At 71.3% G+C, this 13,315-nt stretch carries 13 protein-coding genes; 4 read left to right on the forward strand and 9 right to left on the reverse strand.

Annotated features, from left to right (window positions below; genetic code table 11):
* Window positions 1-184 precede the first annotated feature (184 nt).
* The 3 genes from ACFWGP_RS09510 to ACFWGP_RS09520 form a co-directional block, all read right to left on the reverse strand.
* Window positions 185-799, reverse strand: coding sequence for a DUF305 domain-containing protein (locus ACFWGP_RS09510; RefSeq protein ID WP_376930763.1), 615 nt, complete (start codon window positions 797-799; stop codon window positions 185-187).
* 145 nt (window positions 800-944) lie between these two features.
* Window positions 945-1,388: a DUF6153 family protein gene (locus ACFWGP_RS09515; RefSeq protein ID WP_376930764.1), complete on the reverse strand. Its 444-nt coding sequence runs from the start codon at window positions 1,386-1,388 to the stop codon at window positions 945-947.
* A 225-nt stretch (window positions 1,389-1,613) separates the two neighbouring features.
* On the reverse strand, window positions 1,614-2,828 hold the full coding sequence (locus ACFWGP_RS09520) for a hypothetical protein (RefSeq protein ID WP_376930765.1): 1,215 nt from the start codon (window positions 2,826-2,828) through the stop codon (window positions 1,614-1,616).
* 88 nt (window positions 2,829-2,916) lie between these two features.
* On the opposite strand from ACFWGP_RS09520, the gene ACFWGP_RS09525 reads away from it, so the two are divergent.
* Together ACFWGP_RS09525 and ACFWGP_RS09530 are read left to right on the forward strand one after the other, a co-directional pair.
* A complete protein-coding gene (locus tag ACFWGP_RS09525) occupies window positions 2,917-3,378 on the forward strand; it encodes an Hsp20/alpha crystallin family protein (RefSeq protein ID WP_376930766.1) in 462 nt (153 codons plus the stop codon).
* A complete protein-coding gene (locus ACFWGP_RS09530; protein WP_376930767.1) occupies window positions 3,375-3,689 on the forward strand; it encodes a GNAT family N-acetyltransferase in 315 nt (104 codons plus the stop codon). Before ACFWGP_RS09525 ends, ACFWGP_RS09530 begins: the two co-directional genes overlap by 4 nt.
* A 282-nt stretch (window positions 3,690-3,971) precedes the next feature.
* Here the strand turns inward: ACFWGP_RS09530 and ACFWGP_RS09535 are convergent, their stop codons facing one another.
* From ACFWGP_RS09535 to ACFWGP_RS09550, 4 genes are all read right to left on the reverse strand, one after another.
* On the reverse strand, window positions 3,972-5,294 hold the full coding sequence (locus ACFWGP_RS09535) for an APC family permease (protein WP_231428881.1): 1,323 nt from the start codon (window positions 5,292-5,294) through the stop codon (window positions 3,972-3,974).
* A 33-nt stretch (window positions 5,295-5,327) separates the two neighbouring features.
* Complete coding sequence (locus ACFWGP_RS09540) at window positions 5,328-6,683, reverse strand: M20/M25/M40 family metallo-hydrolase (protein ID WP_376930768.1); 1,356 nt, start codon at window positions 6,681-6,683, stop codon at window positions 5,328-5,330.
* A gap of 83 nt (window positions 6,684-6,766) precedes the next feature.
* Entirely contained in the window at window positions 6,767-8,206 is a 1,440-nt protein-coding gene (locus tag ACFWGP_RS09545; protein WP_231428879.1) for an SLC13 family permease, read from the reverse strand.
* 92 nt (window positions 8,207-8,298) lie between these two features.
* Window positions 8,299-8,736, reverse strand: coding sequence for a MarR family winged helix-turn-helix transcriptional regulator (locus ACFWGP_RS09550; protein ID WP_231428878.1), 438 nt, complete (start codon window positions 8,734-8,736; stop codon window positions 8,299-8,301).
* A gap of 285 nt (window positions 8,737-9,021) precedes the next feature.
* On the opposite strand from ACFWGP_RS09550, the gene ACFWGP_RS09555 reads away from it, so the two are divergent.
* The gene (locus tag ACFWGP_RS09555; RefSeq protein ID WP_231428877.1) at window positions 9,022-9,399 is read left to right on the forward strand and encodes a metalloregulator ArsR/SmtB family transcription factor; all 378 of its coding nucleotides are present in this window, start codon (window positions 9,022-9,024) and stop codon (window positions 9,397-9,399) included.
* A 77-nt stretch (window positions 9,400-9,476) separates the two neighbouring features.
* A complete protein-coding gene (locus ACFWGP_RS09560) occupies window positions 9,477-11,093 on the forward strand; it encodes a SulP family inorganic anion transporter (protein WP_231432192.1) in 1,617 nt (538 codons plus the stop codon).
* A gap of 277 nt (window positions 11,094-11,370) precedes the next feature.
* Here ACFWGP_RS09560 and ACFWGP_RS09565 read toward each other — a convergent pair whose 3' ends face one another.
* Both ACFWGP_RS09565 and upp read right to left on the reverse strand, forming a co-directional pair.
* A complete protein-coding gene (locus tag ACFWGP_RS09565) occupies window positions 11,371-12,171 on the reverse strand; it encodes a winged helix-turn-helix domain-containing protein (protein ID WP_376930769.1) in 801 nt (266 codons plus the stop codon).
* Window positions 12,172-12,674: 503 nt separating this feature from the next.
* On the reverse strand, window positions 12,675-13,307 hold the full coding sequence (gene upp / locus ACFWGP_RS09570; RefSeq protein ID WP_231428875.1) for a uracil phosphoribosyltransferase: 633 nt from the start codon (window positions 13,305-13,307) through the stop codon (window positions 12,675-12,677).
* Between the last annotated feature and the right edge of the window lie 8 nt (window positions 13,308-13,315).

Genomic DNA, 13,315 nt, shown 5'->3' on the forward strand with positions numbered 1-13,315 from the left:
CACGGCTGCCTCCCCTCCTCGGCGTGGGGGGGCCGGCCCGGCGCGGGCCGCCCCCGCCCGCCCCCGCGCCGGGGCGGGGGGCCGGGGGGGGGGCCCCCCCCCCCCCCGGCCCGGGCCCCCGCCGGGGGGGGGGGGCCCGCTTCGACGTTCGAGCGATGGGCGAACGCCGGGGCTCGCGCGCGGGTCAGCCCTCGCCGAGCAGCTCCTGCATCGTCGCGATCTCGTCGGCCTGGGTGTCGGCGATCGCCTGCGCCATCTCGAGGGCGCCGGGGTGCGCCCCGTCGGCGAGCTCGGCCTCGGCCATCTCGATCGCGCCCTCGTGGTGCACGATCATCTGCTCGAGGAACAGGCGGGATGCCTCGTCGCCGGTGGCCTCGGCGAGGGCCGCCATGTCGTCGTCCGACATCATGCCGTCGCCTGACGATCCGTGATCCATGCCGCCGCCGTCGCCGTGGTCCATGCCCGGCATCGCGTCGTCGACGGCGCCCCACTCCTCGAGCCAGGTGTTCAGCTGGTCGATCTCGGGTTGCTGGGCGTCCTTGATCTGCGTCGCGAGGTCGCGCACGGCCGGGTCGATGCCGCCCTTCGCGAGCAGGTCGTCGCTCATCTCGACCGCCTGTTCGTGGTGCGGGATCATCATCTGGGCGAACATCACGTCGGCGTCGTTCGCGGAGCCGGGGTCGGTGCCGGCGCTCGTGCCGGTGCCGCCGCCTGCGGCGGAGCAGGCCGCGAAGGCGAGCGCTGCGGTCACGGCGATGGCGGCCGCGGCGGCGGCGCGCAGGGTCTGGGTCGTGTTCATGGGTTGCTTCTTCCGTCGGAGTCGTGAGTCGTGGATTCGATGCGATGCGGCTCCCGAGGGGGCGCCGCAGCGGCACGCGGTGCGGTCGCTCGGCATGCACGGGGTGCACGGGAGGCCGCTTCCGCGGTCGCGGGTCGAGGTCGACTCAGGTCCGACTGATGGAGAGTGCGATGAGGCTCGGTGGTCGCGGCGGTGCGCTGCTCCGCAGCAGCGCACGCGTGTCGTCGACGGCGCGCGCGACGGCCCGGGCCGCTCCGGGGGCGGCGACGATGAGCACGGCGACCGCGGCGACGAGCATGACGCACCCGAGCATCATGAGCGCGCAGTCGCCCAGGTCGGCCGGTGCGTGACCGGCACCCGCGATGGATGCCTCGGGCTCGGCGCGGGCCGCGTGGCGGGCGTCCGTCGCCGGGTTCGCATGGTGTGCGGCGGAGGTCGGCGCGACGTGCGTCGAGTGCTCCGGGCTCGATCCCGTCGCATGCATCGCGAGCAGGCCGACGATGAGGGCCGCCATCGCGACCACGCTCAGGAGCGTCGCCCGCGCGGTGCGCGAGGCCGGCAGTGCCGCACCACCGATCCGGTCGAGCATCGGGCGGTCACCTCCGGAAAGATGGGATACCCCCGTAGTGTATCGAACACGGGATGAGACCGGCTCGACGCGGCCGTCGAGGCCCTCGTCGGCGCCTCGGTCGGCCGATTCCATTCGATCCGTACGATGGCAGCGCCGGAATCTCGCGGTTAGGCTCGTGTGACGTCTGATTCCGGTGAAGGACATCGACCGATGTGGGGTGAACGCGCGGGGACGATCTCCGCCTCATACGGCCGGGCGCTCGCGACTTCTCTCGGAGCGAGCGACCCGGGCGATGCCGACCGTGATCAGCACGGCCGGCCGGTCGCGCTGCCCGCCGCCGGCGACACCGCCGCGGCCTTCGCGGTGCCCCAGGCCCGCTTCGCGTCGATCGTGCGACGCGTCTACGCACTGCTCATCGCGGCTGCCGTCTCGATCGTGCTGTATCGCGCATTCGTGCACGACGCGACGTTCGACGGCGGGGTCCTCGGCCATCGATCGCTCGACCCGGCGGGTCTCGTGCCCGCGATCGCGGGCGGCGCCGCCGTGTGCGCTGCGCTGCTCGTCGCCTCGGCGTCGCGCACGAGCCTGGCGGCGATCGCACACCTGCGGCTGCCGGGCCTCGGCGCGCGTCCGCGGGCGATCGCGAACGGACTCGCCTGGGCGTCGCTCGCCCTGCTCGCCGTGCACTTCACGGCGGCCGCGTTCGACCCCCTGCCGGGCGGGCACGGACTGTACGGGCTGCTGCTCGGTGGCGTCTTCGGCATCGGCACCTACCGACTGCACCGGCACGCGCTCGACCACGAGGCATATCGCACCTTCAACCTCGTCGCCATGCTGCTCGCCGCGGGCAGCCTCGCGAGCATGAGCATCACGCCCACGGGCGACTGGTGGACCCGCAACTTCTCGACCCTGGGCACGTCGAACGACCTCGCCGCGCTGTGCTTCAACGTCGCGGTCGTCGTGTCGGGCGCCGGAATGGCGGGCCTCTCCGGAGCGCTGACCCGCGCACTCGCGGTCGGACGGTTCGGCATCCGTCGTGGCGCCCGCACCACGATGCGGGTGCACATCGGCCTCGTCGGCTTCGGGCTCATGGGCGTCGGCGCCGTGCCGATCGACCGGGTGCCCGTGCTGCACAACGCGTTCGCCCTCCTCGCCGCGGCGGCGTTCGCGTCGCTCTGCCTCGGCACCCGCTGGTACGCGGAGCGCATGCCGCGCGGGTTCGTCTGCTTCTCGTACGTCGCGCTCGCCGTCGAGGTTGCGGCGATGGCGGGCTACGACCTGCTGGGGTGGTTCAACCTGACGGTGTTCGAGATCGTCGCGTTCACGCTCGTCTTCGCATGGTTGATCGCCCTCGTCGCGACCACCTCCGGTCACCGTCACCACGAGCAGCAGGCGGATGCCGCGGGCTCGAGCCGAGGCATCCACCATGTCGCCCGTGGCCGTTCGCTGTCGGCGCACGCCGACCCGGAATCCTCCGCGCGGGCCGGCGTTATGTTCGATAGAGAGTTGAGTCAGATCGACTCAACATCATCGACCAGGAGGAATCATGGCCACCGCCTACGACCCGTTCCGCGACCTCGACCGGGTCGCGTCCGCCCTCTTCGACACCCGGCGCGGCCCGCGCCGCATGCCGATGGATCTCTACCGCGACGGCGACCACTACGTGCTGACCGCCGACCTGCCGGGGATCGACCCCGGCTCGGTCGACATCGACGTCGACGGCCAGCTGCTCACCATCCGAGCCGAGCGCACCCTGACGACCGGCGACGGCGTGAAGTGGATCACGCGCGAGCGCGAGGCCGCCTCGTTCCTGCGGCAGCTCAACCTCGGCCAGGGCGTCGACACCGACCGCATCTCCGCGAGCTACACGAACGGCGTGCTGAGCGTCACGATCCCCGTCAGTGAGAAGGCGAAGCCGCGCAAGATCGCGGTCGAGCAGGGGGATGCCTCGACCACGGCCGTCGGCCAGGCGGCCGGCGACGACCGCGTCGAGCCGGTCGAGCAGTGAGCGACGCCCGCGCGGCCGAGCCCGCCGCCCTCGTGGAGATCACTCGCCTCGACGACCGGCAGCGGTACCAGCTGGTCGTCGACGGCGAGCGGGCGGGGTTCGCGCAGTTCCGGCTCGAGCCGGGGGCGATCGTGTTCACCCACACCGTGATCAAGCCCGAGTTCGGGGGCCGCGGCCTCGGCAGTCGCCTCGCGAAGTACGTGCTCGACGACGCGGTCTCCCGTGGCGACCGCATCGTGCCCCAGTGCCCGTTCATCGCGGCGTACCTGCGCGAGCACCCCGGTTACGAGGCATCCGTCGACTGGCCCTGAGCCCGCGAACCGGCCGTCGCCCGCCTGACCGTCGGAATCCCCCCGTTCGGGGCGATGCGGCGTACTCGGGCTGGCGGTTACGATTCGAGCACAACCCGAGTCCGTACCCGACCGGACCGGCCCGTTGCACCTCGACGTGCCGAGCGATCGGAATGTCCCTCTCGACCGCTCGGGTCAAGCTCGCCGAGCTCAGTTCGGGTCGCTCGGCGGGACGGTCTCCATGCGAGACCGCGATGGGGTGGGAGGTAGGGTTCCCACCCCATCGTCGTGCGCGGTCGCGACTCAGCGCGCGGCGGTCGTGCGCCGTTCCGCCGCGGCCTTCCAGGCGAAGTCCACGACCGTGGCGAGCACGATGATCGCGACCAGGGCGATCGCGGTCGCCGGCTCGTTCACGAGCGTCGTCGTGCAGAAGACGACGAATGTGCCGAGCGTCGCGACGAGCGCGATGACGAGCACCACGATGTTCGCACCCGTCTCGCGGTAGATGCGGAAGTGCGCGACCGTCACCGCCGAGAAGACGAGCAGCGCGACCGCGCTGCCGATCGAGGCGATCTTGTTCAGGTCGAACCCGACGACGAGCACGATGGCGAGCACCGCCATCACGATGAGGCCGAACGGGAACCGGGCGAACGACCGGCCGAACACCGGCGGGAACTGCCCGACCGAGGCGAGGTGCTGGGTCATGCCGATCGAGGGGTACAGGCCGGCGTTCACCGCGCCCGTCGTCGAGAACAGCGCCGTGACGACCATCAGCACGTAGCCCGCCTGCCCGAGCGTGGGTTTCGCCGCCTCCGCGAGCGCCGTCGTGCCGTACTCGACGACCTGCTCGGCCGTCAGCGTGCCGAAGACGCCGAGCGAGACGGCGACGTAGATCGTCGTCGCGATCGCGAGTGCGAAGTAGATCGCCTTCGGCAACTGGCGCGACGGGTTCGGCAGGTCCTTCGCGGTGAAGGTGATGACACCGAAGCCGAGGAATGCGAAGAAGGTGAGCGCGACGCTCGCGATGATCTGCTGCAGGCCCGGGTAGCCGGCCGGGTCGAGCAGCGCCGGATCCCAGTTCGCGATCGTCACGGCGGCGAAGACGACGAGGATGGCGAGCACGACGACGACGATGACCGACTGCACCCGCGCGACGACCTGTGAGCCGACCGCGTTCAGGCACGACATGACCACGATGAGCAGTACCCCGAGCGCCTTCGCCCACCCCGGGTCGCCGCCCGCGACCACCGAGCTCGCGTAGCCGCCGAACGACGAGGCGATCATCGCGACGACGATCGATCCGGCCGTGAAGAAGAGCCACGAGCCGATGCCCGTGAGATGGCCCTCGCCGAGCCCCTTCGACAGGTAGGTGAGGATGCCGCCGCCCGACGGGTACTTCGCACCGAGCTTCGCGAACGAGTAGCCCTGCAGGGCGGCGATGATGCCGGCGACGAGGAACGACACCCACACGGCCGAGCCCGCGACGGCGCCGGCGGCGCCGAGCAGCGCGAAGATGCCCGCGCCGACCATCGAGCCGACGCCGATGAAGGTCGCCTGCAGCACCGTCATGCGCTTCTCCGGCACGTTCGCCGGCGGCTGGTCCGGCGTCGGCTCGTCCGCGGTCATGAGACCCCCACCCCTTCTCGGACCCGCCGGTGCTCAGGACCGCGCCGACGCCGCGACACCCCGGATGAAGAGCGTCTGCGCCGCGATCATGCGCTCGATCTCTCCGGGGTCGACCGACTCGTCGGACGCGTGGATGCGGGACTGCGCGGTGTCCTCAGCGCCCCAGAGGACGATCGCCGATCCGGGCGAGACCTTCTGCAGGGAGGCGACGAGCGGGATCGACGCCCCGCTGCCGATGTTCTCGACGGGCGCGCCGTAGGCGTCGGCGAGGGCGCTCTCGGCGGCGACGATCGCCGGATGCGAGGCATCCACCGCGAACGCGTGACCCACCTTCACCTTCTCGACCTCGACCTCGCAGTTCCACGGCCGCTGCGATCGCAGGTGCGACATGAGCGCCTCGAGCTGCGCGTCGCCGTCGGAGCCCGGCACGATGCGCATCGAGAGCTTCGCGGTGACCGAGGGCAGCAGCACGTTCGACGCCTCCGCCGTGTTCGGCAGGTCCATGCCGAGCACCGTCACCGACGGCTTCGCCCAGACGCGGTCGGAGAGTGAACCCGTGCCGAGGAAGTCGACGCCGGGCAGGATCGCCGAGCCCTCGCGGTAGACGTCCTCGTCCATGTCGGCGCCGCTCCACGCCGAGCTGTCGACGCCGGGGATGACCGTGTCGCCGTGCTCGTCGTGCAGGGTGTCGAGGATGCGGATCATCGCCGTCATCGCGTCGGGCGCCGCACCGCCGAACATGCCGGAGTGCACGGGGTTCGCGAGCGTGCGCACCGTCACGGTGCACGCGACATCGCCGCGGAGCGCGGTCGTGAGCCCGGGGCGGCCCACCTTCTGCGGGCCGATGTCGCCGATGACGTAGGCGTCGGCCGCGAACAGCTCGGGGTTCGCCTCGACGAAGCCCTCGAGATGCGAGATGGTCTCCTCCTCGCCCTCGACGAGGATCTTGATGCGGCACGGCCGGTCGGGCCCGATGAGCTTCAGCGTGCCGTAGTGGATGACGAGGCCCGACTTGTCGTCGGCCGCGCCGCGACCGTAGATGCGGCCGTCGTCCTTCGTCACGGGCTCGAACGGCGTGCTCGACCAGCCCTGGCTCTCGGGCGCCGGCTGCACGTCGTAGTGCGCGTAGAGCAGCACGGTCGGCGAGCCCTCCGGCCCGGGCAGGTCGGCGTAGACGCACGGGTAGCCGCCGGGCACGTCGAGGAGGCGCACGCCCTCGGCGCCGACCGCCTCGAACAGCTCGACCACGGCCTCGCCCATGCGGTGCACGGGTTCGGGGTCGAATCCCGGGAAGGCCACGGACGGGATGCGCACGAGGGCCTCGAGCCGTTCGATCACCTCGGGCATGAGGTCGGCGGCGGCACGCTTCAGGTCGTCGGTGTCTGGCATGGTCTCTCCTTCGATGGACGCTTCTGACGGAAGTCCGAGGTGTGCCGAACGGAGCGGGGCAGCCCGCGGTGCGCGACGTCGGGTCAGGCCGGGACGACGAGCTGGATCAGCAGGCCGGCGAGCACGACGGCGACCCACGACACCAGCATCGGGATCGTGAACGAGTGCCAGACCGGCACCTGGGTGAGCTTCGTCGACCCGGTGAGGTCGGTCTCGACCGCGGCGATCTGCGAGCCGTTGGCCGGGAAGAGCCAGACGCCGATGAGCGACGGCCACATCGCCGTGATGATGCCCGGGGCCAGCCCGGCGGCCAGCGCGATCGGGATCATCGTGTTCGTCGTCGCCGACTGGCTCGTCGTCAGGCCGCAGACGATGAAGAGGGCGACCGCGAGCAGCAGCGGGTTGGCCTCGATCATCGCGCCGAGCGGCTCGATGATCGTCTCCTCGTTCGCCGAGATGAACGTGTCGGCCATCCACGCGATACCGAAGAGCGCGACGGCCGCGACGAAGCCGGCCTTGAGCAGCGGCTGTTCGACGACCGCCGACGGCTTGACCTTGCGCACGAGGATGATGACCAGGGCGACCGTGAACATGATCATCTCGATGACGGTCGACATGCCGATGGGCTCGAGGTTCCCCTCCTCGTCGGGGAACGCGGGGCGGAGCCCCGGGAACAGCCCGAGCAGCACGATGAGCATCGTGCCGGCGACGAAGATCCACGCCGAGATCGCGCCGCCCGGGGGCACGGGGTGCTCGATGCGCACGGGCTTCGCGTCACCGGGTGCCGCGGCCGAGGCATCCGACCCGCCGGTCTTCACGGCCGTGGCCGTCGTGCCGGAGCCGGCCTTCGCCGCGTAGCGGGCCTTCAGCGCCTCGGGGACCTCGACGGTGCCCGCCTCGACGCGCTTGAGGAACACCGGGTCGTCGAGCAGGTCCTTGCCGACCCGCTGCTGCACGATCGACGTCACGATGCACGCGACGATCGCGGCCGGGACCGTGATGAGCAGGATCTGCGGCAGGCCGTAGCCCGTGCCGTCCATGAGCACGAGGTAGGCGGCCATGGCCGCCGACACCGGGCTCGCGGTGATGCCGAGTCCCGAGGTGACCGTCGACGACGCGAGCGCCCGCTCGGGTCGCTGCCCGTTGCGGTACGCCGTCTCGTAGATCACCGGGATCAGGGCGAAGAAGATGTTCGACGTGCCCGAGAGCACCGTGAACACGAACGCGACGAGCGGCGCGACGTAGGTGAGCCGCTTCGGGTTCGCCTGGATGATCTTCGACGCGATCGCGACGAGGTAGTCGATGCCGCCCGCCGCCTGCATCGCCGACGACGCAGTGATCACCGCGATGATGATGAAGAAGGCGTCGACCGGGATCGAGCCCGGCGGCAGTTGGAAGACGAACACCAGGATGACCGTGCCGACGACGCCCCAGAGCCCGAGGCCGAGGCCCCCGGTCCGGACGCCGAGCACGATGGCCCCGATGACGACGCAGGCTTGCAGAACGACGAGCGCGATCTCCATGGCGGCCTCCCCAAGCCCCGACCCCTGGACCTCTTCTTGAGGCTGAGAGTATTGCTCGAAGGCGCCCTGCGTCTAGTCCCGTTCGGGGGGCGCTACTGCGGGTCGGCCCGCAGCCGGTTGCAGAGCTCGGTGAGGGTGTGCAGCTCGTCGTCGGAGAGCGCGTCGCCGAACTGCCGGTTGATGGCGTCCATGTGCGAGATCGCGACGCGGCGGAACAGGGCGAACCCCTCTTCGGTGATGCCGACGATCGTGCCGCGCCCGTCGGCGGGGTCGGGTGCCTTCGTGACGCAGCCGCGCGCGGCCAGACGGTCGACGAGTCGGCTCACGCTCGGCTGCGTGATGAGGACGCTGCGGTTGAGGTCTTTCAGGCGCAGTCGCCGACCGGGTGCGCGCGAGATGTTGAACAGCACGTCGTACTCGTTGAGCGAGATCACGTCGCTCGGGAACTCGGCCGCGAGCGCTCGCATGATGGTCACCTGTGCACGGAAGAGCGACTCCCACGCCGCGACGGTGGTCGCGCGATCGGCCATGCCGGCCCCCTTCGTCGATCGGACGCATCCAACAATAGGGAACCGCGAGAGGCGGCGCAGGAGGGAACGGTTGAGGGCCGGTCGTAGAGGCTGACGACCGGCCCTCGCCCTTGCACCAAGAGTGTCCTGCAATCACATTCCGCGCCGTCCGCCACAGCAAACAGCCGGCGCACTTCCGAATATATAACGGATCGGTAACAGGCGCTAGTTATCGTTCTGTGATTTTTCCGAGAGCCGATTCCAGCGGATGATGGATTCATCAATCCATCAAACGAAGGATGTCTCGTGCCGCACCCCGACGCCCACCGGCCGCTCTACGAGGTGAAGGCGAACCTCTTCAAGGGGCTCGCGCATCCCCTGCGGGTGCGAGTGCTCGAGGTGCTCTCGGCCAGCCCCGAGGCATCCGTCTCGGAGCTGCTCGACGCCACCGGCCTCGAGGCCTCGCACCTCTCGCAGCACCTCGCCGTGCTCAAGCGCAACCTGCTCGTGGTCGCCGAGCGCCGCGGCAACCAGGTGTTCTACCGGCTCGCCTACCCGCAGGTCGCCGACCTGCTGCGCGTCGCCCGGGCGCTGCTCGGCGAGATCCTGCAGACGACCGAGCGGCAGCTCATCGAGCGCACCGGGCTGCCCGAGATCCCGCCCGCCGCGGTCGTGGGCTCGTGACCGGGCCGACGCCGGCGGCCGCCGAGCGCACGGCACGCGCCGGCGCCCTCGCCCGCCTCGGGCGTGCGGCGCTCGCGCTGCTGCCGAGCCCGGCCGACTACCGCGACCTCCGCCGCACCTGGCGGGGCGACGTGATCGCGGGCATCACGGTCGGGATCGTCGCGCTGCCGCTCGCGCTCGCGTTCGGCGTCAGCTCGGGCGCCGGGGCCGAGGCGGGCCTCGTCACCGCGATCGTCGCGGGCATCGTGGCGGCGGTGTTCGGCGGCTCGAACGTGCAGGTGTCGGGGCCGACCGGTGCGATGGTCGTCGTGCTCGCCCCCATCGTCGCGTCGCACGGCGCCGGCGTGCTCGCGCTCGTGGGCGTGCTCGCCGGAGTGATCGTCGTCGTGGCCGGCGTGCTGCGGCTCGGCCGTGCGGTGAGCTACATCCCGTGGCCGGTCATCGAGGGGTTCACGCTCGGGATCGCGATCATCATCTTCCTGCAGCAGGTGCCGGCCGCGGTCGGCTCGGCGCCCGGCGAGAGCACGAACGCCGCGGTCGCGGCCGTGCAGTCGCTCGCGGCGGTCGAATGGCCGGATGCCGCGTGGTCGATCGGCATCGTCGCGGTCGTCGCCGCGATCATGCTCGTCGCACCGCGGCTGCATCCGAAGCTGCCCGGCTCGATCATCGCGATCATCGTCGTGAGCGCCGTCGCCGTGCTCGTGCAGGCCCCCGTCGCCACGATCGGCGAACTGCCCGCAGGGCTGCCGGCGCCGGCGCTGCCGACGGCCGACTGGGCGGCCATGAGCGGGCTCGCAGGTGCGGCGCTCACGGTGGCCGCCCTCGCGGCCATCGAGTCGCTGCTCTCGGCGCGCGTCGCGGCGTCGATCTCCGACACCGGCCCGTACGACGCCGACCGCGAGCTCGTCGGGCAGGGGCTCGCCTCGGTCGCGGCCGGGCTCTTCGGCGGCATGCCGGCCACCGGGGCGATCGCACGCACGGCCGTCAACGTGCGCTCGGGCGGACGCACACGGCTCGCCGCCGTGGTGCACGCGCTGCTGCTGCTCGCGATCGTGCTCGTCGGGGGCGCGGTCGTCGCCGTCATCCCGCTCGCGGCGCTCGCCGGGGTGCTGATGGTCACGGCGACCCGCATGATCTCGTTCGCGACGGTGCGCACCGTGCTCGGCTCGACCCGGTCGGATGCGGTCGTGTTCGTCGTCACGGCCGTCATCACGGTGAGCTTCGACCTCATCTACGCCGTGCTCATCGGCATCGCCGTCGCGGCGTTCTTCGCGCTGCGCGCACTGTCGCGCTCGAGCGGCGTGCACCGCGAGGAGCTGCCGCCGCCGGCCGAGCCCGGCGACGAGCGCATCGCCCTGTTCCGGCTCGAGGGCGCCCTCTTCTTCGGCGCGGCCGAGCGCATGCTCGAACGCGTCGGCGACATCCGCGGCATCGAGGTCGTGATCATCCGCATGTCGCAGCTGCAGCTGCTCGACGCCACGGGCGCCCAGGTCATCACCGAGCTCATCACGGCGCTCGAGCGCCGTGGGGTCACGGTGCTCGTGAAGGGCATCCGCGCCGATCACCTCGGCGTCGCGACGCGGGTCGGCGTCGTGTCGTCGCTGCGTCACCAGAACCACCTGTTCGACGACCTCGGCCTCGCGGTCGCGCACGCCCGCAGCCACGTCGCGCGGGCGCACCCGGTGGCCGAGTAGCGCGCGACGAAGGATCATGCGTCTCGAGACGGGTGATCGGCCACCGGAGGGGCACTCGCGCGCAACTTGCAGGATGAGCCGGCCGGCGCCGCCCTATCCGGGCTTGCCGGATGGAATGTCCTGCAATCGCGTGCGAGACACGGCTGGCGGAGTGCCTGCCGTGCGGCATCCGGCTGCGACTTGCAGGATGAGCCGGCCGGTACCGCAGTATTCGAGCCCGCTCGACGCCTGATCCTGCGCATGCGGTGCGCGAGCTCGCCTCGGCACCGCAGGGCGCTCAGTAGAGGTCGGGCGACGGCGTCGAAGCCTGGCGGATGGAGACGTCCGCGTGACGGTCGAAGCGGTAGCCGACGCCGCGCACGGTGCGCACGATGTCCTGGTAGTGGGCGAGCTTCGAGCGCAGGCGCCGCACGTGCACGTCGATCGTGCGCTCGCTCGGCGCCTCGTCGTCGGCGTCCCACAGGTTCTCGATGAGCTCGTGGCGGTCGATCGTGCGGCCCTCGCGCAGCACGAGGTACTGCAGCAGCTCGAACTCCTTGTAGGTGAGGCCGGCGGCCTCGCCGTCGAGCAGCACGCGCTTGCGCGAGATGTCGATGATGACGCCGTTCGGGTGACGGTCGGCGTCGTTGCGGGTACCCTTGCCCTCGCGCTGCTTCGCGAGGGCGGCCGGGTCCTGCAGGGCGAGGCGCACGACGTCGACGTCGCGGCCGCCGGCGCCCTCGGGGGCGAGGGCCACGGCGGCGTAGGTCTCCGACGACGGGGCGACCTCGGCGGTCAGGGCGCGGAGCGCCTCGACGATGCGGTGGAGCGTGGTGCCGTCTTCGGCGGCCTTGGCCTCGTCGATGCCGACGTAGAGCACGAAGCCGCGGGCCTCGGTGCCTTCGGGCACGGCGCGGACCCGGGGTGCGGCGGGCGTCGCGGCGGCGGGCCGGGCGACGGCGGCGCCCTCGGCGGCGACGGCCGAGGAGAGCGAGCGGAGCGGCGCCGCCGACGGGGCGGCGGAGAGCGACGGGGCCGTGCGGGCCTGCACCGGGCGGACGGCCGGGGCGACGGGAGCGGTGGCGAGTGCGAGAGACATGACGGGAATCCTTGTGAGTCGAAGGGTGCTGCAGACGACCCCGATCTGCGGGGTCGGAAACGAGAGGCCGATACGGCCGGCGAACCCCCGAGAGCCGGTGGGTTCAGTGGAGTCCGTGCCGACCTGGATGCGGGTCGGCTGCGGAACTCGGCGGTCGAGTCGCGGTCAGCGGCACATTCGACAACACATGGGCGCACGCGCCGACATCATGATGCCGGTCGTCCTGTTCACCTCGCGGGTGGTCAGGGTGCGTGCGTTGTCAGTCATGGGTGCGAGTAAATCCGAGAGTCGAGCGTGTGTCAATTCGTGACCCCCGGATGACGGGGTGTGACGTCGCAGCGGGTGCGCGTCAGCGCGAGGCATCCGGAGGATTCAGACGGCCGGATGCCTCGCGTGAAAGAATCTGCGACGAATAGCGAATCTGTAAAATCTTCGTCAAGGGAGCTGCGCCACGGCGCGGCGGACCTCGCAGATCCTTCGAGCCGGTGGAATCGGCGGTGCGCTTATACCGTGCCGTAGAGGCGGTCGCCCGCGTCGCCGAGGCCGGGCACGATGAAGCCGTGCTCGTTGAGGCGCTCGTCGATCGCGCCGAGCACGAGCGAGACCTCGCGCCCGTGCAGCGCCTTCTCGACCGCAGCGAGCCCCTCGGGCGTCGCGAGGATGCAGATCGCGGTCACGTCGGTCGCGCCGCGCGCGAGCAGGAACTCGATCGCGGCGCTGAGCGAGCCGCCCGTCGCGAGCATCGGGTCGAGCACGAAGCACTGGCGGTCGGAGAGGTCGTCGGGCAGCCGCTCGGCGTACGTCGTCGGCTGCAGGGTCTCTTCGTCGCGGGCCATGCCGAGGAAGCCGACCTCGGCGCTCGGCAGGAGCTTCACCATGCCCTCGAGCATGCCGAGACCCGCGCGCAGGATCGGCACGATGAGCGGCTTCGGGTCGGCGATGCGCACGCCCGTGGTCGGGGCGACCGGGGTCACGATGTCGACCGGCTCGACCCGGACGCCGCGGGTGCCCTCGTACGCGAGCAGGGTCATGAGCTCTTCGACGAGCGAGCGGAACACCGGCGACGGCGTGTTCTCGTCGCGGAGCACCGTCAGTTTGTGGGTGATGAGCGGGTGGTCGGCAACGTGGACTCGCATAGGCTCGA

It is taken from the genome of Agromyces sp. NPDC127015 (assembly GCF_042725165.1).
In the GTDB taxonomy this organism is placed as follows: Bacteria; Actinomycetota; Actinomycetes; order Actinomycetales; family Microbacteriaceae; genus Agromyces; species Agromyces chromiiresistens.

Coding starts and splice junctions, on each gene's coding strand:
- ACFWGP_RS09510 (WP_376930763.1), bottom strand. CDS start 799: ATGAACACGACCCAGACCCTGCGCGCCGCCGCCGCGGCCGCCATCGCC.
- ACFWGP_RS09565 (WP_376930769.1), bottom strand. CDS start 12,171: ATGTCTCTCGCACTCGCCACCGCTCCCGTCGCCCCGGCCGTCCGCCCG.
- ACFWGP_RS09515 (WP_376930764.1), bottom strand. CDS start 1,388: ATGCTCGACCGGATCGGTGGTGCGGCACTGCCGGCCTCGCGCACCGCG.
- ACFWGP_RS09525 (WP_376930766.1), top strand. CDS start 2,917: ATGGCCACCGCCTACGACCCGTTCCGCGACCTCGACCGGGTCGCGTCC.
- ACFWGP_RS09535 (WP_231428881.1), bottom strand. CDS start 5,294: ATGACCGCGGACGAGCCGACGCCGGACCAGCCGCCGGCGAACGTGCCG.
- ACFWGP_RS09545 (WP_231428879.1), bottom strand. CDS start 8,206: ATGGAGATCGCGCTCGTCGTTCTGCAAGCCTGCGTCGTCATCGGGGCC.
- ACFWGP_RS09550 (WP_231428878.1), bottom strand. CDS start 8,736: ATGGCCGATCGCGCGACCACCGTCGCGGCGTGGGAGTCGCTCTTCCGT.
- upp (WP_231428875.1), bottom strand. CDS start 13,307: ATGCGAGTCCACGTTGCCGACCACCCGCTCATCACCCACAAACTGACG.
- ACFWGP_RS09540 (WP_376930768.1), bottom strand. CDS start 6,683: ATGCCAGACACCGACGACCTGAAGCGTGCCGCCGCCGACCTCATGCCC.